The following is a 21,597-nucleotide window of genomic DNA, read 5'->3' as shown; positions in this document are numbered from 1 at the left end:
CAGAAACTGGGCGCGTGGGAGAGGAAAAGCAAAACCCGGGGGACGAGCGGCCGGAGAGCGACGACGGTGAGCCGACGCCGATCTTCGACGCCGTGTTCAGCGCGACGCGCGCGCAGGCCAAAGCGCCGAAGCCGCCGCGAGAGCCGAAAAAATCCGGGCGGTGACCGGCGAGCGGGCCGCCGACGTACAGCACGTTGTTCGACGTCCGCGACGAACATGTAGCATCTCGGGTGCCCGAGCATCCGCGCGAGGAGTGAGCCGTGGCCGGCGTCGTCAACAGCATGATCGCCGCCGAGTACGCGGCGGGCGCATCGATCTCGGAGCTCGCCGAGCGCTGGGGGATCGACCCCCGGCAGGTCGTCGAGCGGATCTCGGCCGCCACCCGCTCCTGACGGGGCTCAGATCGCGCGTTCCCCCTTGCCCAGCACGACGATGCCGCCCTCGCTGACGTGGTAGTGCCCGCGGTCGCGGGCCAGGTCGACACCGATGTGCGCGCCCGGCGGGACCACGACGTTCTTGTCGAGGATCGCCCGCCGCACCACCGCGCCGCGGCCGACGCGGGCGCCGTCGAGCAGGACCGAGCCCTGCACCACCGCGCCCTGCTCGACGATGACGTCGGGGGAGAGCACCGAGTCGACGACCTGGGCGCCGGAGATGATGCAGCCGTTGCTGACGATCGACTGGTTCGCCGAGCCGCCCTCGACGAACTTCGCCGCCGCGCGCTGGCCGGGGTGGGCGAGGATCGGCCACTTCCGGTTGTAGAGGTTGAAGATCGGGTGCGTCGAAATGAGGTCGACATGCGCGTCGTAGTAGCTGTCGATGGTCCCGACGTCACGCCAGTAACCGTGGTCGCGTTCGGTTTCGCCGGGCACGACATTGGTGTTGAAGTCGTAGACCGCGGCTTCGCCCGATTTGACCAGCGCCGGGATGATGTCGCGGCCCATGTCGTGGTGCGACGCGGCGTTTTCGGCGTCGGCGTACAGGGCTTCCAGCATCACCTTCGTGGTGAAGATGTAGTTCCCCATGGACACGTACGCCTCTTCGGGGGCGTCCGGCAGGCCCGGCGGGTCCGCGGGCTTCTCCATGAACGCGTCGATCAGGAGCCCGTCGGTGGTCCGGATGACCCCGAACGAGCTCGCTTCCTTCCGCGGCACCCGGATGCCGGCGACGGTGACCCCCGCGCCGGAGGCGATGTGCGCCTCGAGCATCTGCCGCGGGTCCATCCGGTAGATGTTGTCCGCGCCGAACACCGCGATGTACTCGGGGTTCTCGTCGTGGACGAGGTTGAGACTCTGGTGGATGGCGTCGGCGCTGCCCTGGTACCAGCGCGGGCCGAGCCGCTGCTGCGCGGGCACCGGCGTGACGTACTCGCCGGTCAGCGCCGACAGGCGCCACGTCGTCGAGATGTGCCGGTCGAGCGAATGCGACTTGTACTGCGTCAGCACGCACAGCCGCCGGATCCCGCCGTGCACCAGGTTGGAGAGCACGAAGTCGATCAGCCGGTGCGTGCCGCCGAACGGCACCGCCGGTTTCGCCCGGTCCGCCGTCAGCGGCATCAGCCGCTTGCCCTCTCCGCCCGCGAGCACGATGCCCAGGACGTGGCATTCGCCGTTCACAGCGACCTCCCGCACGCTTCGTAGAGGGCGACCGTCCGCTCGGCGATCGCCTTCCAGCCGAACTCGCCGACCGCGCGCTCGCGGCCGGCGGTACCCATCGCGGTGGCACGGTCCCCAGCGCCGACCACTTCGTTCAGCGCGGCGGCCAGGCCCGCCTCGAACCCCTTCGGGTCCTGTTCGTCGTAGTGCACCAGCAGGCCGGTGCGCCCGTCGTCGACGACCTCGGGGATGCCGCCGACGTCGCTGGCCACCACCGGCGTGCCGCACGCCATCGCCTCGAGGTTCACGATGCCGAGCGGCTCGTAGACCGACGGGCAGGCGAACACCGCGGCGTGGGTGAGCAGCTGCACGACTTCGTCGCGCGGCAGCATCTCGGGGATCCAGCGGACGCCGGTGCGGGTTTTCTCCAGCTCGGCGACCAGCCCGCGGAACTCCGCGTCGAGCTCGGGGGTGTCGGCGCCACCCGCGCACAGCACCAGCTGGACACCGGGGTCCAGCGAAGCGCCGGCCCGCACCAGGTGCGGGACGCCCTTCTGCCGGGTGATCCGGCCGACGAACAGCACGTACGGCCGGTCCGGGTCGATGCCGTGCTTCGCCAGCGCGCCGGTGCCGGGGTCGGGGCGGTAGAGCGTGGTGTCGATGCCGTTGTGGATCACGTGCACGCGCTCGGGCGGCACCGCGGGGTAGGCGGCGAGGACGTCCCGGCGCATGCCGCCGCTGACGGCGACGATCGCGTCCGCGGCTTCGTAGGCCTCGCGCTCGATCCACGACGAGACGCGGTAGCCGCCGCCGAGCTGCTCGGCCTTCCACGGCCGCAGCGGCTCCAGCGAGTGCGCGGTGACGACGTGCGGGATGCCGTGCGTCAGCTTGGCCAGGTGCCCGGCGAGGTTCGCGTACCAGGTGTGGCTGTGCGCGAGGTCGTGGCCTTCGAGGGCGTTCGCCATGGACACGGCGATGTCCATGGTCGTGAACGCGGGCTGCCGGTAGCCGTGCGGATCGGTGTGCCCGGTGGCGTCCGGGCGGTCCGTGCCCCAGCAGTGCACGTCGAGGTCGACCAGCGGTCGCAACTCCCGGGCGAGGAACTCCACGTGGACCCCGGCGCCGCCGTAGACCTCCGGCGGGTACTCGCGGGTGAGCAGGCCGACCTTCATGATGCGAACACTAGGGCCTCACGGGTCGGTGGCGCAGTCTGGCGGACAGGGGAATTCCACGAGTCTTCCGTCACTGCCCGGGTGATCGCGGGCGGCACCCGCCACCGCGGAACCGGACCAGCCGCCCGTCCGGTCCGGTTCGTCCGGTGCCGGCGAGCCCGCCGCGGGCGGCTCGCCACGCCGGCCTGCGGGCGGCCGGCGTGCCGATGGGCGCAGAAGACCGCGATCTCCGTCAAGCCGTCGAACGGGGGGCAGGACAGGGCCGACGGGGTGACCGGCGCCGGTGCCTACAGTGGACGGACGGTCACGACCGCGCGGCACTCGGCCCGGAAGCGTCACCGCACCCGGCGGCCGCTCTTTCCGTGACGGCGGCCAGCGCCGGGTCGAGCCCGGTGTGCAGCGGCAGCAGCCGGTCCAGGCCGAGCAGCTGCAGCGGGCGCGCGACCGCGGTCTCGCCGCCGGCGATGGCGAACGGCACGTTACGCGCGGCAGCGGCCCGGTAGGCCTCGACCAGCACGCTGAAGACGGTCGAGTCGCAGAAGGTCGTCGCGGTGAAATCCACGACGACCCCGCAGGCGCCGTCGTGGATCGGTCCCAGCAGCGCGTCCCGCAGTTCGCGCGCGCGGTGCAGGTCCAGTTCGCCGACGCGGCGGACGATGACGACGCCGTCGCCGGCCGGGCCGGGTGCGGAGTGGTGGTCGGTCATCGGTTCCTTCCTCCTGGGACACCTTGGCAGGAATACCCACCGCGGCGCGAGGTCATTCGCCCGGACCGCTGCGACATCCGGGGGAAGGCGATGCACAAGCGTTGCGGCACGGTATAGCTTGGAGAGGGGACGGGTTCTGCGGTACGTCACCGGCCGTTGCGGATGCCACACCGCGCGGCCGTCCGATCCGGCCGACGCGGGCCGGATCACCGGTGCCGGGCGGCGCCGGAGGGGGACGCGGCCGGCCATCGCCCCGCCGCCGCGTCCCCGCCGCGGCCTGCGTGTCTCCGCCGTTCGGCCGCCGTGCTCATAGCTAAACTTCGGCCGTTCGCGATCCGAGAGGCGAAGGGGCACGGTGGAACCCGACAACGACGCGCCGTCCGGCGCCGGGGCCTGGGCGCCCGGCAAGGTGGCCGAGCTGCTCGGGGTGTCCCCGGTGACGCTGCGCAGCTGGAGCGCACGGTACGGGATCGGCCCGCCCGCCGTCACCGGGCGCCACCGCCGCTACTCCGACGCGGATGTCCGCCGCCTGCAGCACATGCAGCGGCTCGCCGCGCGGGGAATGCCGGTGCGGGAGGCGGCGGAGGCGGCGTTCGGCCGGGCGCCGGCCGGGCTCGAGGTGCCGGCGTCCCGTCGTGCGCGCGAGCTCACCGACGCCGCGGAAGAGCTCCGGTACGCCTCGGTGGCCGGGCTGCTCGACGAAACGCTGGGCACCCTGGGCCCGTCGGCGGCCTGGACCGACGTGCTGGCACCGGTCATGCGCGGCCTGGGCGACCGCTGGCAACGCGGCGACGTGTGTTTCGCGTCGGAGTGGGCGCTGACGTCGGAGATCTCCCTGGCGTTCGAGCGCTTCAGCCGCCGGTTCCCGCAGGCGGTGCCGGGCCGCCCGGTGCTGCTGGCCTGCTGCCCCGCGGAGCGGCACTCGCTGCCGATCGAGGCGCTGCGGGCCACACTGGCCGAAGCGGCGGTCCCGGCGACGTACCTGGGCCAGCTGGTCCCGGCGGAAACGGTGGCGGACCTGGCGGCCCGCCTGGACCCGGTGCTCGTGGTGCTGTGGTCGATGGCCCCGGCCACGGCCGACGACCTGCTGGCGGACCGGATCCGCACGTCGGGGTGCGAGGTCGGCACGGCGGGGCCGGGCTGGGCACACCTGGGCGATCGCGGCTTCCGGTGGGTGAACGACCTGCCTTCGGCGGTGGAGCTGGCGGTGGAGCACACGAACAACTGAGGCCGCGCCCGGCTCGCACCGGGTGTCCGGCTTGGATCGCTCCTGCCGCCGTGATCCGCTGCAAGCTCGTTGCAGCGGTCCGGCCGACGGAGAGAACGAGCGCGCGGAGGCGGCGGCGGGCAGTCGAGATCCGCCTCCGATCACACGAGATCGGCCTCCGATCACGCGAGTTCGGCGCCTGATCACGCGACTTCCGTGTACCGGAACGGCGACTCGCGTACCTGGCCGGACGACTCGCGTCCCCGGCGGGACGACACGGTGTCAGGCGCGTTGACCGGACCAGGCTGCCCAGAGCTTCGCGTACTGACCACCCGCGGCGACGAGATCGTCGTGGGTGCCCGACTCCACGACCGCGCCCGCGTCGAGGACCACGATCCGGTCGGACGCCGCCGCCTGGGTGAGGCGGTGCGCCACCACCAAAGCCGTGCGTCCCTCCAGCGCTGCCGCGGCCGCCGATTCCAGCACCTTCGATCCCGCGCTGCCCGCCTCGGCCGTGGCCTCGTCGAGGATCGCGATCGGCGGGTCGGCCAGCACCAGCCGAACCAGGGCCAGCTGCTGCGCCTGCGTCACCGTCAGCTGGTGGCCGCCCTCGCCGACCACCGTCGCGAGGCCGTCCGGAAGCGCCGACGCCCAGGTCAGCGCGCCCACCTTCGCCAGCGCGGCGCGCAGTTCGGCGTCCGTCGCCGACGGGCGGGCCAGCCGCAGGTCGTCGGCCAACGGGCCGGCGAACACGTGGACCTCCTGGCTGATCAGTCCCACTGTCCGCCGGGTGGTTTCCGGCCCCAGCTCGTCCAAGGACACGCCGCCGAGCGTCACCGATCCGGTGTCCGGGCGGTGGATGCCGGCGATCAGCTTGGCCAGCGTCGTCTTCCCGGCGCCGCTCGCACCGACCAGCGCCACCCGTTCGCCGGGCGCGACACCGAGGTCGACGTCCCGCAGCACCGGGTGACCGTCCACATAGGAGTATCCGATCCCCGCCGTCTTGACTGACGCGTCCACCGGCCGTGACGGCTGCGGAGGGGACGCTTCGGCGGGCAGGTCGGCGACGCCGATCAGCCGCGCGAGGCTGGCCGCGGCCGCCTGCGCGTCGTCGACCAGCGCGAGCGCCGTCGTGATCGGCCCGAACAGGCTGTGGAAGTACAGGGCCGCCGCCGTCGCGACGCCGACCGTCACCGCGTCCGCGCCCACCAGCACGAACCCCAGCGCCAGCACCGCCGACAGCCCGACGAACTCCGCCAGGTTGAGCCGCGCGTAGAACCGGGTCACCAGGCGGATTCCGCGCAACGCGAGGGAGACGGCCTCGTCGGAGCGCTGCCGCACCCGCTCCAGGTGGGTGTCCGCCAGCCGGAACGCCCGGACCGTCTTCGCGCCGCCGATGGTGTCCAGCAGCTGCTGCTGTTGCGCCCCGACGGCCTCGCGCTGCGCGGCGTACAACGGCTTCGCGCGCGGCACGTACCAGCGCACGGTCCACAGCTGGATCGGCACGGCCAGCAGCGCGGCCAGCAGGAACCGCCAGTCCAGCACGGCCAGCGCGCCGAGGGTCAGCACGACCGTCAGCACCGACCGGCCCAGCTCGGGCAGTGCCTGCCGGACGCCCTCGGCGACGACCGAGACGTCGTTCGTCACGCGGGCGGTGAGGTCGCCGGACCCGGCGCGCTCGAGCTGTTCGAGAGGCAGGCCGAGTGCGCGTTCGACGAAGCGCTCGCGCAGCTCGGCCAGCATCGTCTCGCCCAGCCGCGCGACCAGCGACACGCCGATCGCGGTCGCCACCGCCTGCGCCACCGCGACGAGGACCAGCCCCACCACCGGCGTGACGAGCTCCGCGGCCGGGCGCCGCGTGGCGACCAGGTCGACGACCCGGCCGAGCAGCGGCGCGGTCAGCAGGCCGATCGCGGTGGCCGCGAAGAGCATGGTGAACGCGGCCGCCGTGCGGCCTTTCGCCCGGCCGGCGAGCTCGCCGAGGACGGCGCGGATCCGGCGGCCGTCGGCCACGGGGAGGAGTTCGCGGGTCATGACAGCACCGCCGCTCGGTAGTCGGGACGGCCGGCCAGCTCGGCGTGACTGCCTTCGCCCGCGACCCGCCCGTCGTCGAGCAGGACGACGCGGTCGGTGGCGGCCAGCAGCGCCGGGCTGGTGGTGACGAGGATCGTGGTGCGGCTGCGCCGCAGTTCGGCGAGCGCGGCGGCGATCCGGGCCTCGGTGACCGTGTCGACGGCGGTCGTCGGGTCGTGCAGCACGAGCACCGGCGCGTCGGCGGCGAGCGCCCGCGCGAGCGCGACGCGCTGGCGCTGCCCGCCCGACAGCGACCGCCCGCGTTCGGTGACGGCGGTGGCGACGCCGCCGGGCAGGGCGCTCACCACTTCGTCGACGGCGGCCGCGGTCATCGCCTCGGCCGTTTTCGGCCCGGTGGCCACGTTTTCGGCGACCGTCCCGGCGAACAGGTCCGCGTCGTGCGCGGCGACCAGCACCACCTCGCGGACCCGGCTGGGATCCACTGTGGACAGATCGACCGAGTCGACCGACACCGAGCCGCCGTCGGGATCGGCGGCGCGGCCCAGGCAGTCCAGGAGGTCGGTCGCGGCGGCCGGGTCGGTGGCCACCACGCCCAGCAACTCGCCCGGACGCGCTTCGAAGCCGACGTCGCGCAGGGCGCCGCGGCTCAGCGCGGACAGCTTGACGTGCCCGGCCGCCGGAACCGGCAGCGTCGCGTCCCCGGCGCCGACGGACGGCGGTGCGTTCAGCACGTCGGCGATGCGCGCGGCCGACGCCCGGCCCTGCGCGAGCTCGCCGTTGACCCACGAGAAGATCGAGAACGGCGTGATCAGGTACTGCGCGAGCCCGACGGCGGCCACCAGGTCGCCGACGCTGATGTCGCCCGCCGCGGCGAGGTTGCCGCCGACGAGCGCGACCACGGCGATGAAGATCCCGGTCAGCGCCAGCAGCGCGCCGTTGTGCCACGCCTGGGCGCGGGCCGCGCGCAGCGTCGCCCGCAGCGAGTCCTGGCTGGTCCGCCGGTAGCGGTCGACGGCGGCGCGTTCGGCGCCGACGCCCTTGAGGACGCGCAGCCCGGCGACCAGGTCGGTGGCGACGCCGGACGCGAACGCCGACCGCTCCTGCTCGGCCTCGCTGCGGCGCTCGAGGGGCTTCCCGATCAGGTGCGCCAGGTACAGCATCGGCGGCGTGCCGAGCAGCACGAGCAGGCCGAGCGGCAGCGACATGGTGAGCAGGACGACGGCGCTGACCAGCAGCCCGGCCAGCCCGGCGACGCCGAAGGGCAGGACGCCGTTGACGGTGCCGACGCGCTTGGCGTCCGACGTCCCGATGCTCACCAGCTCGCCGGCGAGGGTGCCGGAGCCGCCCACGCCGCCGGGGTGCAGCACCCGGCGTCCGACGTCGAGGCGGAGGCCGTGGGCGGCGCGTTCGGCGGCGCGCTCGCCGAAGCGGGCGCCGAGGCGGTAGCTGGTCGACAGCGCGGCGAACAGCACGCCCAGCACCACCAGCCAGGTCACCAGCGTGCCTGCCGAGCCACCCGCGACGGCCTGGTCGATGATCACGCCGATCACCACCGGGACCAGTGCTTCGCCGCCTTGGTGACCCGCGGTCAGGAGCGCCGCGAGCGCCACCGATCGTCGTTGCCCGGCGATCGACCGGCGGAGGACCTGCCGTCCCGTCGTGCTCACCCGCGCCTCCCTCTCCAGAGCTGGGATAGGTAAGGCTAGTCTAAGTAAAGAAGTTACGGGAACACGGTCGGCTTCGTCTCAGTTCGCGGTTCGGTCGCCGGTTCGCCGAACCGGGCCAGCGCGAGCGCGGCCACCACGGCGAGGACGAACCCGGCCACGGCGACGGCCGCGAAGCCGGGCCGGGTGCGGTCGCCGAGCACCAGTACGCCGATCATCGACGGGAAGACCGTCTCGCCGAGCACCATCATCGCGGTCGAGGTGGTGACGCTCCCGCGCTGCAACGCCGTCGCGTAGAACAGCATGGCCATCCCGCCGGCGATCGCGACCGTGTAGGTCGCGAGGTCGGTGAGCAGATCGAGCGGCGCGAGGCTGGGGATGACGCGGCCGGCGACGGCGACGACGCCGAAGCACAGCCCGGCGACGAGCCCGAGCGCCGGCGTCCGGATCCGGCGGCTCGCCTTGCCGGCGGCGATCCCGGCCACGGCGAGGACGGCGACCGCTCCGAGCAGCGTCAGCCGGAACCCGAGCCCGACGGGGTCCGAGCCTTCGCTTGCGGCGGCGGCGCCGAGCAGGGCGAGCCCGGCGCACACGACGCCGACCGCCACCCACTCCCGCCGGCCGAGCCGGACGCCGAGGAACCGCGCGGCGACGGCGGTCACGGCGAGGCTCGCGGCGAGCGCGGCCTGGACGACGAACAGGGGCAGGACGTGCAGGGCGGCGATCTGGGCGGCGAACCCGAGGACGTCGAGCAGGAGCCCGAGCACGAACTTCCCCTGGCCGAGCACGCGGACCAGCAGTTTCGGGTCGACCCCGTCGGCACCGGTGTCCGTGGCCCGCGCGGCGACCGACTGCATCACCGAAGCCACGCCGTACGCGCATGCCGCACCCCAGGCGCAGAGCAGTCCCCACCACATGCCGATCACTCTATTTCGCCGGCCCGGTTTTGTCGGACCGGTGCGATACGGTGCGGTCATGTCGAACACGAGTTCGAAAACGCACCGCGAGTGGCCTTCCCCGATGGCGGGCGACGAGCTGCGCCTGCTGCTGGACTTCCTGCAGTTCCTGCGCGCCACGGCGGTGAACAAACTGGCAGGGCTGTCACCGTCGCAGGCGGCGGCAAGACCGTTGCCGGCGTCGCCGAGGATGAGCGCGCTGGGGGTGCTGAAGCACCTGACGGCGGTGGAGCGCTGGTGGCTGTCGATCGAGGCGGGCGGCGCGGACCTGCCATCGCTGTGGGTGGGCAGCCCGGACCCGAGCTGGGACATCGGCCCGGAGGACACGCCGGCGGCGGTGGCGGCGGCGTACAAGGCGGAGTGGGCCAGGGCGGAGAAGGCCCTGCGCGGCCTGACCCCGGACGACCGCACGCGACGGCGATCGGAGTTCACGGTCCGCTGGGTACTGGCCCACGTGGTCCAGGAGACGGCACGGCACGTGGGGCATCTGGACGTCCTGCGCGAGCTGGCGGACGGGGAGGTGGGCGAGTAACGGACTTGAGCTGGCGGCGGTGGCGGGTGGGTGGGCAGGGGGAGGGGGAAGGAGAGGTTTCGGTCGGGTTCCGCTTCAGCCGGGCGGTTCCTGCCTGACTGGGCCTGGCCCGGCCCGGCCAGCCTGGCTCGCGCGGCCCAGCCGAGCCGGCCAGCCGATCCCAGCCCGGCCTAGCTCGGCCTGGTCTGGTCTGGTCTGGCTTGGTTCAGCCCGGCCCAGCACGGCCTGCACGGCCTGGCCCGGCGTGGCACGGCCCGGCCCGGCCTGGCCCGGCGTGGCACGGCCAGGCCGTGCCGTGCTGGGCCGAGCCCAGCTCGGCTCAGTCGAGCCCAGCCGGCCCCAGTCTGGCCTGGCCCGGCCTGGCCTGCCCAATCCAGCTGAGCCTGGTCCCGCCCTATCCGGCTCGGCCGGCCCCGGCTCGATCCAGCTCAGCTGAGCTCGGCCTGCCCAGTCCAACTCGGCCAGCCCAGCCCAGCCCAGCCCAGCCCAGCTCGACCCCGCCCACCCCGCATCGGCTCGCGAACTGCGACAAAAACCGCGTGACAAGCGCCGCTAACCTGGATTCGTGGCCGTCGTTGCGGAGTACCGCCGATTTACCGGCCCCCTGGCCCTTTCCGGGCGCCAGCGGGGTTCGGTTGCCATGTCCGCACTCGACACTGACTGAACCTCGCCGGGCGCCCGGGCCAGGGGGAACCCACCCCAATCCATCCCGAGCCCGGAGGTCCCGTCATGCCCGAAACACTCACCCCGGCCCAGCTTGCCCGCGATCTCGCCGTCCGGGATCTGACCGATCCCGCCGCCGGGGCACATGCCATTCAACGAGTCGTCGACCAAGCCGTCGAGGCGCTCGCCGCCCGGTGGCCGTGCGCCGTCCGGTGGTGGCCCGGGGAGCGCATCGTCACCGTTGCCGACAACTACGACAACCTCGGCTACGACCCCCGCCGACGTCACGCGCGACGCTCGCTACACCCGGTACGTCGATGCCGGCCACGTCCTGCGCAGCCACTCCAGCGCGATGGTCCCCGCGGCCCTGCGCGCGTTGGCCGCGGACCCCGCCGATGACGTCCTGCTCGTGTGCCCCGGCCTCGTCTACCGCCGCGACAGCATCGACCGGCTGCACAGCGGCACGCCGCACCAGCTCGACCTCTGGCGGATCGTCCGCGGGACCGTCACCCGGGCCGGCCTCGAGGAGATGGTCGCCGCTCTCGTGCCGGGCCTGCTGTGGCGGCTGGAACCACGCCGTCATCCGTACACAGTGGACGGTGCGCAGCTCGACGTCGAACACGGCGGGCGCTGGGTCGAGGTCGCCGAGTGCGGGCTCGCCCACGCGGGCGTCCTCGCGCGGGCCGGGCTCGGCGACGGCTGGTCCGGCCTGGCGCTCGGCATGGGTCTCGACCGGATGCTGATGCTGCGCAAGGGTATCCCGGACATCCGGCTGCTGCGCTCCACCGAGCCGGCCGTCGCCGCCCAGCTGACGGACCTCGCGCCCTACCGGCCGGTCTCCACGTTGCCGCCGGTGCGCCGCGACCTGTCGATCGTGGTGCCGGCCGGGGACCGCGCCGAAGACCTCGGCGACCGCGTGCGCGACGCCCTCGGCGACGAAGCCGACGTCGTCGAGTCGGTCGAGATCCGGCAGGAAACGCCGTACGCCGCACTGCCGGCACAGGCGCGAGCCCGGCTCGGCGCGAAGCCGGGCCAGAAGAACCTCCTCGTCCGCCTGGTCCTCCGCCCGCTGGATCGGACGCTGTCCGATCGCGAGGCGAACGCCCTCCGGGATCGGGCCTACGCCGCCCTGCACCGGGGAAGCGTCCACCAGTGGGCCGGCGGCGGGAAGCCCTGACGTGGGGAGCTCACCGGAGCACGCGATACCGCAGGTGCGTGACCGAGGCCGTCGCCCGGGAGTCCACCTGCTCGAGGTTCAACGGCGGGACGCCGTCGAACAGCCGGACGCCGTCGCCGAGCGTGTACGGCGCGACGTGCAGCCGCAGCTCGTCGATCAGGCCCGCGGCGAGGTACTGGTTGACCGTGGTCGGGCCGCCGTGGACCGAGATCCCGCCGTCGCCCGCCGCCTCGCGTGCCCGGGCCATCGCGGCTTCGATGCCGTCGGTGACGAAGTGGAACGTGGTGCCGCCCGCCATCGGCTGCGGATCACGGGGGTGGTGGGTGAGCACGAAGACCGGGCCGTGGTACGGCGGGTCGTCGCCCCACCAGCCCGTCCACGGCCGGTCCCACGCGCCGCGCACCGGGCCGAACATGTTGCGCCCCATGATGAACGCCTTGGCTGTCATCATCCGGTCGAACTCGGCCGGGTGCTCGGCACGGCCTTCGCCGTACCAGGCGTGCAGCTTGTCGCCCCAGCCGTCGCCGCCGTCGTCGCCGAACGGCCGCTGCTCGGTCTGGTGGTGGCCGGCCGCGTACCCGTCGAGGGTGATCGTGAGATCGCAGGTCACCTTGCCGGTCATGTCCGTGTCCTCCTCGGTCGGTTGCTCCGGAACCAGGATGGACCGGACATCGCATGGCGTCCAATGTCAATTCGGGCCATGACTCATTGATATCCTCGATGAATGCTGAACCTGGTCCAGCTCAAGGTCCTGGCCGCGGTGGCCCGGCACGGGTCGGTGACCGAAGCGGCCCGGGAACTCCACTATTCGCAGCCGTCGGTGAGCCACCACCTGGCCCGCCTGGAAGCGGCCACCGGTGCCCGGCTCGTGCAGCGGGCCGGGCGCGGGATCCGCCTGACGCCGGAAGGTCACCTGCTGGCCGGCCGCGCCGCCGAGATCGTCGGACGCGTGGACGCGGCGGCCGAAGAGCTGGCCGCGCAGGCCGGCCTGCGGGCCGGGCGCGTCCGGCTGGCCGCCAACGCGTCCGCGCTGAGCACCCTCGTGCCGAAAGCCGCCGCGTCGCTGGCGCGGGCACACCCGGGGCTCGAGCTGAGCCTGTTCGACCGGCACCCCGTCGAAGCACTGGACATGCTGCGCCGCGGCGAACTCGACGTCGCCCTCGTCTTCCGGCACGCCGGCGCCCCGCCCGAGGAGGACGGTTTCCGGTTCCGCCACCTCGCCGACGACCCGATCCACCTGATCAGCCGACGCCCTGGCGACAGCCTGGCCGACCACCGCGGCTCCGCGTGGATCGGCGGGTGCGACCGGTGCCGGGAGGAGCTGGCCGCCGTCTGCGCGGGGGCGGGGTTCACCCCGCGCTTCGGCTCGTCCAGCGACGACATGGTCGTCGTGCAGTCCCTGGTCGCCGCCGGTCTCGGCGTCGCCATCCTGCCCGGGCTCGCACTGGAAGCCCACCGCCGTCCCGGCATCCACGCCACCGAACTCCCCGGCGTCCACCGCGGCATCCACGCGGCCACCTACGGCGACCCGCCGGACCCGCCCGCGGCGGCCGCCGTCCTGGCCGCGCTCGCCCAAGCTGCCGCGCCGACGCGGCGCGGACCGTAGGGTGTCCGGCATGACTGATCGGCTCTATTTCCGGCAGCTGCTCGCCGGCCGTGACTTCGCCGTCGGGGACCCCGTCGCGACGCAGATGGTGAACTTCGCCTACCTGATCGGCGACCGCGAGACCGGGGACGCCGTCATCGTCGACCCGGCCTACGCGGTGCGGGACCTCCTCGATGTCCTGGCGCAGGACGGGATGCGGCTCACCGGCGTGCTGGCGACCCACCACCACCCCGACCACGTCGGCGGCGAGATGCTCGGCTTCTCGCTGCCCGGGATCGCCGAGCTCCTCGCGATCGAGCAGGTGCCCATCCACGTCAACGGCGCCGAGACCGAGTGGGTCCGGCGGGTCACCGGCGTGTCCGGCACCGATCTGCGCGCGCACGACCACGACGACGTCCTCGAGGTCGGGGCCGTCCCCATCCGGCTGCTGCACACGCCCGGGCACACGCCGGGCAGCCAGTGCTTCCTGGTCGAGGACAAGCTCGTGTCCGGCGACACGCTGTTCCTGGAAGGCTGTGGCCGCACGGACTTCCCCGGCGGCGACGCCGACGAGATCTACCGCAGCCTGCAGGCGCTGGCCGGCCTGCCCGGTGACCCGGTGGTCTACCCCGGGCACCAGTACTCGGCCGAGCCGTCGGCCGCGCTGTCGGAAGTCAAGCGCACGAACTTCGTCTACCGGCCGCGGTCGCTCGGCGAATGGAAGGTCATGTTCGGCGGCTGAGACAAGCCGTTCCACGGGGTGAAACACGGGATGTTCACGGAGTGGGCGCCGATTGACTTCGGTTCCCACGCCCCGGATTGTCGGGGCCACGCAAGCCGAACGTCCCCGTCCCGGGAGAAATCCGTGTCGATTTCCACCACGGGCGTGCTCACGCACGTCCGGAAACGCGCCGCCGGGCCGCCGCGCAAAGCCGTGCGGCGGCCCGATCTCCGGCGCTGGATCAGCCCGGTGGTGCTCCTCGCCGCCTGGCAGATCGCCAGCGCCACCGGTGCCCTGCCACCCGACAAGCTCAGTTCACCGTGGACGGTCGTGCAGGCCGGCCTCGAAACCGCGCGCACTGGCGAACTCGGTGACGCCTTCGCCGTTTCGTTCGGCCGCGTCGGTGCGGGCTTCGCTCTCGGCGCGGTCGCCGGCGTCCTGCTCGGCATCGTCTCGGGGCTCTCCCGCTGGGGCGAAGCGCTGGTCGACCCGCCGGTGCAGATGCTGCGCACTCTGCCGTTCCTCGGGCTGATCCCGCTGTTCATCCTGTGGTTCGGCATCGGCGAAGAGACGAAGATCGTGCTGGTCGCGCTCGGCGTGGCCTTCCCGCTCTACCTCAACGTCCACTCGGGAATCCGCGGGGCCGACCCCGCGCTCGTCGAAGCCTCGCGGGCACTCGGCTTCAGCCGCGCGGAACGGCTCTGGCACGTCGTGCTGCCCGGCGCGCTGCCGCAGACGCTCGTCGGGCTGCGGCAGTCGCTCGGCCTCGCCTGGCTCGCCCTGATCGTAGGCGAGACGGTCAACGCCGACGCCGGCGTCGGCTACCTCATCAACAACGCCCGCGAATTCCTGCGCACGGACGTCGTGGTCGTCGGGCTCGTTCTGTACGCCCTGCTCGGCCTGGTCACCGATGCGCTGGTCCGGCTGCTCGAACGGAAGGTGCTGCGGTGGCGAACCCGGTAGCCGAGGTCCGCGGCCTCACCAAGCGGTTCGGTGAGCGGACCGTCCTCAACGGACTGGACCTGACCGTCGAGCGCGGCGAGTTCGTCGCCCTGCTCGGCCGCAGCGGGTCCGGCAAGTCGACGCTCCTGCGGGTGCTCGCCGGCCTCGACGGTGACGTCGAAGGCCGCGCGGACGTCACCGGCACCGTCTCGGTCGCCTTCCAGCAGCCGCGGCTGCTGCCGTGGCGGAAGGTCTGGCGCAACGTCGTCCTCGGCCTGCGCCAGGACGGCGTCACGAAGTCCCGCAACCGGACGCTGGCCGAAAAGGCACTGGCCGAAGTGCACCTGGCCGAGCACGCCGACGACTGGCCGCTCACGCTGTCCGGCGGCGAAGCCCAGCGGGTGTCGCTGGCCCGCGCGCTGGTCCGCGAACCCGGTCTGCTGCTGCTCGACGAGCCGTTCGGGGCACTGGACGCGCTCACCCGGATCTCCATGCACGGCCTCGTGCAGGACCTCTGGCGGCGGCACCGGCCGGGCGTGCTGCTGGTGACCCACGACGTCGACGAGGCCCTGCGGCTCGCCGACCGGGTGCTGGTGCTCGACGGCGGCCGGATCGTGGCCGCGCACCGGCCGCGCGACGCCGACGGCCACGACGACCTCCGCCACCGCGTGCTGGCCGACCTGGGAGTGACCGAAGATGTTCTGGCGTAAGGGAATGGCGGCCGTCGCGGCCGCACTCGCCGTCTCCGCCTGCAGCACGGCGACCGGCGAAGCTCCGGTGCCGGCCACGGTGGGCGCGGCCGATCTGGCGAAGGTGACGCTCAAGGTGGGCGACCAGAAGGGCGGGGTGAAGTCCCTGCTCACCGCGGCGAACCTGCTGCAAGGGACGCCGTACCGGATCGAATGGGCGACGTTCACGTCGGGCCCGCCCCTGCTCGAGGCCGCCTCGGCCGGCGCGATCGACGCGGGTCGCGTCGGCAACACCCCGCCGATCTTCGCGGCCGCCGCGAAGGCGAAGATCAAGGTGATCAGCGTGTCGCGCAGCAACGTCGAGCGGGAAGCCGTCCTCGTCCCGCCGGACTCGCCGCTGCGGGACGTCGCGTCGCTGAGGGGCCGGACGATCGGCGTCGCCAAGGGCACCTCGGCGCACGGGCAGCTGCTGAACACGCTGCACCGCAACGGATTGTCCACCAAGGACGTCAAGCTGAGCTTCCTCCAGCCGTCCGAGGCGTATGCCGCGTTCACCCAGCACACCATCGACGCGTGGGCGATCTGGGACCCCTACACCGCGCAGGCGCAGCTCGAGGCGCACGCGCGGGTGCTGGCCGACGGCCGGGGCGCGTCGAACGGCCTCGGCTTCCTGACCGCGAGCACGGCCGCGCTCGCCGATCCCGGGAAGAACTCCGCACTGCGCGACTTCGCGGTGCGGGTGGTCAAGGCGCAGAAGTGGGCCGACACGCACCGCGAAGACTGGGCGCAGGCGTGGGCCAAGGAGACCGGGCTGAAGCTCGAAGTCGCGCGGAAGGCCGTCGAAGCGGGCCGCGACCTGCCGATCGTGCTCGACGACGCCGTTGTTGCGTCCGAACAGCAGCTCGCGGACGCCTTCACCGACGAGAAGACTTTGCCGGGCACGGTGGACTTCGCCGCCTTCGTCGACCGGCGGTTCGGTCCCGATCTGGACCAGGCGAGGAGCAACGGATGAGCATCAGGCTGCACTGGTTCCTGCCCACCAGCGGCGACGGCCGCACGATCGTGGAACGCTTCCACGCCAACCGCTCCGCGGGCCCGGCCGCCCAGCGCGACCCGGACCTGGACTACCTGGCCCAGGTCGCCCGCGCGGCCGAGCGGCAGGGTTTCGAAGGCGTCTTGACGCCGACGGGCACGTGGTGCGAGGACGCGTGGCTCACCACGGCCGCGCTGATCCGGGAGACGACCCGGCTGAAGTTCCTGGTCGCGTTCCGCCCGGGCGTCATTTCGCCGACGCTCGCAGCGCAGATGGCGGGCACGTTCCAGCGGCTGTCGGGCGGCCGCGTGCTGCTCAACATCGTCACCGGCGGCGACGCGGTGGAGCAGCGCCGCTTCGGCGACTGGCACGACCACGACGCCCGGTACGCCCGTACGGACGAGTTCCTGACCATTGTCCGCGGGGTGTGGTCCGGCGAGCCGTTCAGCTTCGAAGGCGAGCACCTGCGGGTCGAAGGCGCGACGACGCTGGCCGCGCCCGACCCGGTGCCGCCGATCTACTTCGGCGGCTCGTCCCCGGCCGCGCTGCCGGTGGCGGCGCGGCACGCCGACGTCTACCTGACCTGGGGTGAACCGCCCGCGCAGGTCGCGGAGAAGATCGGCAAGGTGCGTGCGCTGGCCGGGGACCGGCCGATCCGCTTCGGCGTCCGGCTGCACACGATCTCGCGCGACACCTCGGCCGAGGCCTGGGCGGAGGCGCAGAAGCTGCTCGACGCGCTGAGCCCGGAGCAGGTCGCGAAGGCGCAGGCGCAGCTGGCCGCGAGCGAGTCGGTGGGGCAGCAGCGGATGGTCGCGCTGCACGGCGGCCGGTACGGCGGCGGGGTCCGCGCGCTGGAGATCCACCCGAACCTGTGGGCGGGCGTCGGCCTGGTCCGCGGCGGTGCGGGGACCGCGCTGGTCGGCAGCCACGAAGAGGTCGCGGACCTGATCGAGGAGTACCACGCGGCCGGTGTCACGGAGTTCGTGCTGTCGGGCTACCCGCACCTGGAGGAGGCGTACTGGTTCGGCGACGGGGTCCGGCCGGAGCTGGCCCGGCGCGGCCTGCTGGCCGACGTCCCGGCCCTGCCCCGGCCGGCGCACCCGGAGCGCAACGTCGCCGCGCTGTAGCGGTGGTGCGGGGCGGCACCCCGCACCACCAGCGCTACTCCTGTGATTCGGCGAGCAGCCGCAACGCGAGTTCCTTCAGCCGCGGGCTCGCCACCGCCGCGTCACCGGCGTCGAACGGGGGCCGCGGGTCGTACTCCACGGCCAGCTGGACCGCGCGGGCGACCTCCTCGCCGGCGAGCTCGCTCGCCAGGAACAGCGCCATGTCGATGCCCGCGGAGACCCCCGCCGCGGTGATCACCTTGCCCACGCGGACGTACCGCTCCGGCACGTACTCGACGCCGAAGGTGGCCTCGAGGTAGTCCGCCGACGCCCAGTACGTCGTGGCCCGCTCGCGCAGCAGGCCCGCCGCGCCGAGGATCAGGGCGCCGGTGCACACCGACGTCGTCCAGGTCGTGTGCCGGTCGACGCGCCGGATCCAGTCCAGCAGCACCGGGTTCCGCATCGCGGCGACCGTGCCGCGGTTGCCCGCGCCGGGCACCAGCAGGACGTCGAGCCGGTCCACTTCGGACACCGCGCGGTCGGCGAAGACGGCCGTGCGCCCGGTGTCGGTGCGCACCGGGCCGCGGCGCTCGCCGATCATGGTGACCGTCGCGCCCGGGAGCCGCGACAGCAGTTCCGCCGGGCCGGTCGGGTCGAGCAGGCTGAAGCCGTCGTAGAGCAGGATGCCGATCCGCGGCCCCGGACGGCGGTCCGCGGCGGCCGCGGTGCCGGTAGCGGCCGGCAGCGCCAGCGCCGCGGCGGCCAGCCCGCCGAGCACGGTCCGCCGGGTCGTCTGTGTGGTGGTCATGCTCCCGGACTCTGGACGGCCGGCGCGGCTGGGAGGCAGGGGATGTCCGTCATCCTGCGAAGCGTGTCCCTCGTGCCGCCGTAGCGGGTGGGATCGCCACGGCCCGCTCAGCGGGAGGAGACCGGGACGAGCAGGCCCGGCGGCGCGAACAGCGGGTAGGTGACGAGCACGCCGCCGGCCGTGTGGACGACCGAAGCCGGGCGGAAGAGGTCGCGCTGGCCGGTGTAGAAGGCGGTGGTGCCGCCTTCGCCGCCGGTGAAGAGCACCCGGCGGCGCGGCTGCCCGGCAGCGTCTTCGCCGGGGACCTCGGGAAAGGCCGCGACCGCCACGGGCTGGATGGCGGCGAGCGCGGCGATCGTCGCGATGAGCCGCGGATCGGCATCGCCCTTGCGCAGCACGGCGGCGGCATCGGGGGTCAGCGTGATCCGGGCCGACGCGGTCAGGGCTTCGCCGGCGTGGGCACGGGCCGGTGCTTCCGGCGGCGCGGCGGGATCGGGCGGTGGCAGCCCGAGGCGCCAGACGGTGACCCGCGTGTCGCCGGAGCCGAACACCGCGGTGGCACCGGCGCCGGCGAAGGCGCCGTCCAGAGCCGGGTAGCGCTTCCGGAGCCCGGGCCCGTCGTTCCCGAAGACGGCCCACTCGGCGGGCGGGCACCCGGTCGTGCACGCGGCGGGCGGGGCCAGCATGCCGGTCGGCCAGCCGGCGTTCGCGAGTTCGGCCCAGGCAGCGTCGTCGACGAGGAGCCGGGACCCGGAGGCGTTGGCCCGCAACCAGTCCCGGGCGGAGGCGAGCGGCCCGCCACGGTCGACGGCCGGCCGCAGTGAGGGGAACCCGGTGCTCCAGCTGACGGCAATCGCAGCAACGAGGACGGCGGCGGCCGCCGCGGGCGCGGCCCGGCGGCGGGTGGTGTGGCTGTGGCGCGCGAGGTGCGGGGCGGCGGACGGTGAGGCTTCGGCTTGGCCGGGCTGGTCTGTGCTCTCGCGGTGTGTGGGGTGCGGAGTGGTGGTGTGGGTGGCCCGGTTCCAGCGCCCCAATGTGGCCTTGGTTGCGTTGAACGCACCGAAGGCCGCCTTGGGTGCGTTCAACGCACCGAAGGCCACATTGGGGCGCCCTTCCCGGCTCGTGTCGCCGTGGTCCGCCGGGGCCGATCGGGCGGTGGCGAAGCCGTGGCGTGCCGGGGCGTGTCGCCGGACCGCGGCCTGGGCGACGCCCGCCAGCAGCAGCGGCGTCACCGGCACCAGCAGCGCCAGCACGGCGGTGTCCGGCACCCCCGGCACGAGCAGTGTCGCCGCGAGCAGCAGCCCCGTCGACGCCAGCGGCCGCACCGTTCGGACCGCCAGCGCCGCGACCAACGCGACCACCGACAGCGCCACCCACACCGGGTCCAGCGCCGCCCAGTCGGCCACCGACGGGCGGGTCGCCGCCGCCAGGTGTGGCCTGAGCACCCCCGCGGCCGGGCCGAACGCGATCCCCAGCCCCAGGTTCAGCAGCACCGCGACCAGCGCCGCCCGCACCGGTGCGCGGCGCACCAGCAGCCAGCCCGCCGCGGGCAGGAAGAACAGCGCCAGCGGCGACGTGAGCACCGCCGCCAGCAGGCACCCCGCCGCCGCGACGTCGTGGCGGATCCGGGCGCGCCGCCGGGTGATCAGGGCCAGTGCCCCCAGCGCCCACACCACCGCCAGGTGCTCCACGACGACCAGCCGCTGCACGCCCAGCGCCAGCGGGGACGCGGCGACGAGCAGCACCGCCGCCGCGGCTGCCCAGCGCGTCAGGCCCAGGCGGCGCGCCAGTACCCACGCCAGCACCGTGCCCGCGAGGGCCGCGACGAGCACGGTCTCGCGGACCGCGGCCAGCGCCGTGGCCGAGCGGTCGAACGCGTCCGAGACCATCGTGGCCGCCGCCAGCTGCAGCCAGCCGAACGGGCTGACCCCGGCGCCGCCCGCGTCGGCGAACGTCGTGAGGTTGCCGAGCGCGTAGGCGTGGGCGACGGTGGCGGCCTCCGCGGGCAGGGCCGGCGACGGCGCCGCGAGGTAGAGCACGCGCAGCCCGCCGGCCAGCGCCAGCAGCGCGAGCACGATGTCGAGCGACAGCAACCGGTGCGCGGCGGAGACCGGGCGGTGCTGGACCATTGCACGGATCGTAGCGGGTGGTGCTGCCCCGTCCCGTCCGGGACCACGCCGTCAGCCGGACGGCCCAGCCGCCGGAAACCCGTTGCCGGGCAAGATTTCTACGGCTGTCCGGACAGGGTCCGGGTCAACGCGAGCGCGACCGTCCGTACGGCCGGGGCGACCCGTTCGGTCCGCATCCGGTTGGCCCAGCCGGAGATCGACACCGCCGCCACCGCGACGCCGGCCGCGTCGAGCAGCGGGCTGGCCGCGCACACGACACCGACGCCGGATTCTTCGCGCTCCAAGGCGATTCCGTCCTCGCGGACCCGGGTGAGCTGACGGCGGAGCAGGCCGGGGGCGGTGATCGTCCGTGCGCTCACCCGCGGCAGCCCGGCGTCGATCACCTGGTTCACCACCGAATCCGGGGAGAACGCGAGGATGGCCTTGCCGACGCCGGTGGCGTGCGCGGGGAACCGCCCGCCGATGCGGGAGGGCAGCGTCGGCGCGTCCGGCCCGCGCAGCACGTCGAGGTACACCACTTCGGTGCCTTCGAGGATCGCCAGGTGGACGGTGTTGCGCGTGGCCTCGCGGAGGTCGGCCAGGTACGGCCGGGCCGCCTCGACCAGTCCGCGCCGCGGCGAGGCCAGCTGGCCGATCTCGAACAGCCGCAGCCCGAGCCGCACCGCCCCGGCCTCGCGTTCGAGCAGCCCGGTCTCGGTCAGGTGCCCGGCGAGCCGGTGCACGGTCGTCTTTGCCAGCCCGGTCCGGCGGGCCAGTTCGGAGACCCCGAGGGTCTCGTCACCCGGCCGGAAGGCTTCCAGGAGCGCGGCGAGCCGGGCCGCGACGAGGCCGTCGCCGCTCACGCCCTCGTTCCGCCCAGCGGTACGCATGGGTTGAGT

21 protein-coding genes are annotated in these 21,597 nt (G+C 73.8%); 11 read left to right on the top strand and 10 right to left on the bottom strand.

Annotation, left to right across the window (positions count from 1 at the left end; all coding sequences use genetic code 11):
- Positions 1-14 precede the first annotated feature (14 nt).
- Positions 15-164 carry a hypothetical protein gene (locus tag ACLJQE_RS09430; RefSeq protein ID WP_410638754.1) on the top strand — a complete coding sequence of 50 codons (150 nt, stop codon included), beginning with the start codon at positions 15-17 and terminating at the stop codon, positions 162-164.
- 96 nt (positions 165-260) lie between these two features.
- Positions 261-392 (top strand): hypothetical protein, encoded by a 132-nt coding sequence (locus ACLJQE_RS09425; protein WP_257920605.1) that lies wholly within the window; start codon positions 261-263, stop codon positions 390-392.
- 6 nt (positions 393-398) lie between these two features.
- Here ACLJQE_RS09425 and glgC read toward each other — a convergent pair whose 3' ends face one another.
- From glgC to ACLJQE_RS09410, 3 genes are all read right to left on the bottom strand, one after another.
- Positions 399-1,616 carry a glucose-1-phosphate adenylyltransferase gene (gene glgC / locus ACLJQE_RS09420; protein WP_410638753.1) on the bottom strand — a complete coding sequence of 406 codons (1,218 nt, stop codon included), beginning with the start codon at positions 1,614-1,616 and terminating at the stop codon, positions 399-401.
- Positions 1,613-2,767, bottom strand: coding sequence for a glycogen synthase (gene glgA / locus ACLJQE_RS09415; RefSeq protein ID WP_410638752.1), 1,155 nt, complete (start codon positions 2,765-2,767; stop codon positions 1,613-1,615). Before glgA ends, glgC begins: the two co-directional genes overlap by 4 nt.
- A 304-nt stretch (positions 2,768-3,071) precedes the next feature.
- Positions 3,072-3,473 (bottom strand): STAS domain-containing protein, encoded by a 402-nt coding sequence (locus ACLJQE_RS09410; protein WP_410638751.1) that lies wholly within the window; start codon positions 3,471-3,473, stop codon positions 3,072-3,074.
- A gap of 355 nt (positions 3,474-3,828) precedes the next feature.
- Here ACLJQE_RS09410 and ACLJQE_RS09405 point away from each other — a divergent pair, with 355 nt between their 5' ends.
- A complete protein-coding gene (locus ACLJQE_RS09405; RefSeq protein ID WP_410638750.1) occupies positions 3,829-4,701 on the top strand; it encodes a MerR family transcriptional regulator in 873 nt (290 codons plus the stop codon).
- Positions 4,702-4,962: 261 nt separating this feature from the next.
- On the opposite strand, the gene ACLJQE_RS09400 is transcribed toward ACLJQE_RS09405, so the two are convergent.
- The 3 genes from ACLJQE_RS09400 to ACLJQE_RS09390 are packed head-to-tail and all read right to left on the bottom strand — an operon-like array spanning position 4,963 to position 9,295.
- Complete coding sequence (locus ACLJQE_RS09400) at positions 4,963-6,714, bottom strand: ABC transporter ATP-binding protein (protein ID WP_410638749.1); 1,752 nt, start codon at positions 6,712-6,714, stop codon at positions 4,963-4,965.
- Positions 6,711-8,381 carry an ABC transporter ATP-binding protein gene (locus tag ACLJQE_RS09395; protein WP_410638748.1) on the bottom strand — a complete coding sequence of 557 codons (1,671 nt, stop codon included), beginning with the start codon at positions 8,379-8,381 and terminating at the stop codon, positions 6,711-6,713. Before ACLJQE_RS09395 ends, ACLJQE_RS09400 begins: the two co-directional genes overlap by 4 nt.
- Positions 8,382-8,434: 53 nt before the next feature.
- The gene (locus ACLJQE_RS09390) at positions 8,435-9,295 is read right to left on the bottom strand and encodes a hypothetical protein (RefSeq protein ID WP_410638747.1); all 861 of its coding nucleotides are present in this window, start codon (positions 9,293-9,295) and stop codon (positions 8,435-8,437) included.
- A 58-nt stretch (positions 9,296-9,353) separates the two neighbouring features.
- Here ACLJQE_RS09390 and ACLJQE_RS09385 point away from each other — a divergent pair, with 58 nt between their 5' ends.
- A complete protein-coding gene (locus tag ACLJQE_RS09385) occupies positions 9,354-9,866 on the top strand; it encodes a DinB family protein (protein WP_410638746.1) in 513 nt (170 codons plus the stop codon).
- A gap of 904 nt (positions 9,867-10,770) precedes the next feature.
- Complete coding sequence (locus ACLJQE_RS09380) at positions 10,771-11,706, top strand: hypothetical protein (protein WP_410638745.1); 936 nt, start codon at positions 10,771-10,773, stop codon at positions 11,704-11,706.
- A gap of 10 nt (positions 11,707-11,716) precedes the next feature.
- On the opposite strand, the gene ACLJQE_RS09375 is transcribed toward ACLJQE_RS09380, so the two are convergent.
- The gene (locus tag ACLJQE_RS09375) at positions 11,717-12,328 is read right to left on the bottom strand and encodes a dihydrofolate reductase family protein (protein ID WP_410638744.1); all 612 of its coding nucleotides are present in this window, start codon (positions 12,326-12,328) and stop codon (positions 11,717-11,719) included.
- Positions 12,329-12,430: 102 nt separating this feature from the next.
- Between ACLJQE_RS09375 and ACLJQE_RS09370 the strand changes: the two genes are divergently transcribed.
- From ACLJQE_RS09370 to ACLJQE_RS09345, 6 genes are all read left to right on the top strand, one after another.
- Positions 12,431-13,312, top strand: coding sequence for a LysR family transcriptional regulator (locus ACLJQE_RS09370; RefSeq protein ID WP_410638743.1), 882 nt, complete (start codon positions 12,431-12,433; stop codon positions 13,310-13,312).
- Positions 13,313-13,322: 10 nt separating this feature from the next.
- Positions 13,323-14,033: an MBL fold metallo-hydrolase gene (locus ACLJQE_RS09365; RefSeq protein ID WP_410638742.1), complete on the top strand. Its 711-nt coding sequence runs from the start codon at positions 13,323-13,325 to the stop codon at positions 14,031-14,033.
- Between the two features lie 123 nt (positions 14,034-14,156).
- Positions 14,157-14,975: an ABC transporter permease gene (locus tag ACLJQE_RS09360; RefSeq protein WP_410638741.1), complete on the top strand. Its 819-nt coding sequence runs from the start codon at positions 14,157-14,159 to the stop codon at positions 14,973-14,975.
- Complete coding sequence (locus ACLJQE_RS09355; RefSeq protein WP_410638740.1) at positions 14,960-15,664, top strand: ABC transporter ATP-binding protein; 705 nt, start codon at positions 14,960-14,962, stop codon at positions 15,662-15,664. Before ACLJQE_RS09360 ends, ACLJQE_RS09355 begins: the two co-directional genes overlap by 16 nt.
- The gene (locus tag ACLJQE_RS09350) at positions 15,651-16,655 is read left to right on the top strand and encodes an ABC transporter substrate-binding protein (protein ID WP_410638739.1); all 1,005 of its coding nucleotides are present in this window, start codon (positions 15,651-15,653) and stop codon (positions 16,653-16,655) included. The genes ACLJQE_RS09355 and ACLJQE_RS09350 overlap by 14 nt, the downstream gene beginning before the upstream one ends.
- Positions 16,652-17,803 (top strand): LLM class flavin-dependent oxidoreductase, encoded by a 1,152-nt coding sequence (locus ACLJQE_RS09345; protein WP_410638738.1) that lies wholly within the window; start codon positions 16,652-16,654, stop codon positions 17,801-17,803. The genes ACLJQE_RS09350 and ACLJQE_RS09345 overlap by 4 nt, the downstream gene beginning before the upstream one ends.
- Before the next feature lie 34 nt (positions 17,804-17,837).
- On the opposite strand, the gene ACLJQE_RS09340 is transcribed toward ACLJQE_RS09345, so the two are convergent.
- The 3 genes from ACLJQE_RS09340 to ACLJQE_RS09330 all read right to left on the bottom strand — a co-directional run bounded on the left by ACLJQE_RS09340 (position 17,838) and on the right by ACLJQE_RS09330 (position 21,588).
- Entirely contained in the window at positions 17,838-18,590 is a 753-nt protein-coding gene (locus ACLJQE_RS09340; protein WP_410638737.1) for a DJ-1/PfpI family protein, read from the bottom strand.
- Positions 18,591-18,697: 107 nt separating this feature from the next.
- A complete protein-coding gene (locus ACLJQE_RS09335) occupies positions 18,698-20,719 on the bottom strand; it encodes a glycosyl transferase (RefSeq protein WP_410638736.1) in 2,022 nt (673 codons plus the stop codon).
- A gap of 98 nt (positions 20,720-20,817) precedes the next feature.
- Positions 20,818-21,588: an IclR family transcriptional regulator gene (locus ACLJQE_RS09330; protein ID WP_410638735.1), complete on the bottom strand. Its 771-nt coding sequence runs from the start codon at positions 21,586-21,588 to the stop codon at positions 20,818-20,820.
- Positions 21,589-21,597: the final 9 nt, after the last annotated feature.

Source organism: Amycolatopsis sp. lyj-346, from assembly GCF_046548975.1.
Classification (GTDB): Bacteria; Actinomycetota; Actinomycetes; order Mycobacteriales; family Pseudonocardiaceae; genus Amycolatopsis.
Note: the sequence above shows the minus strand (reverse complement) of the source record. Positions and strands in the feature narration are given on the sequence as shown.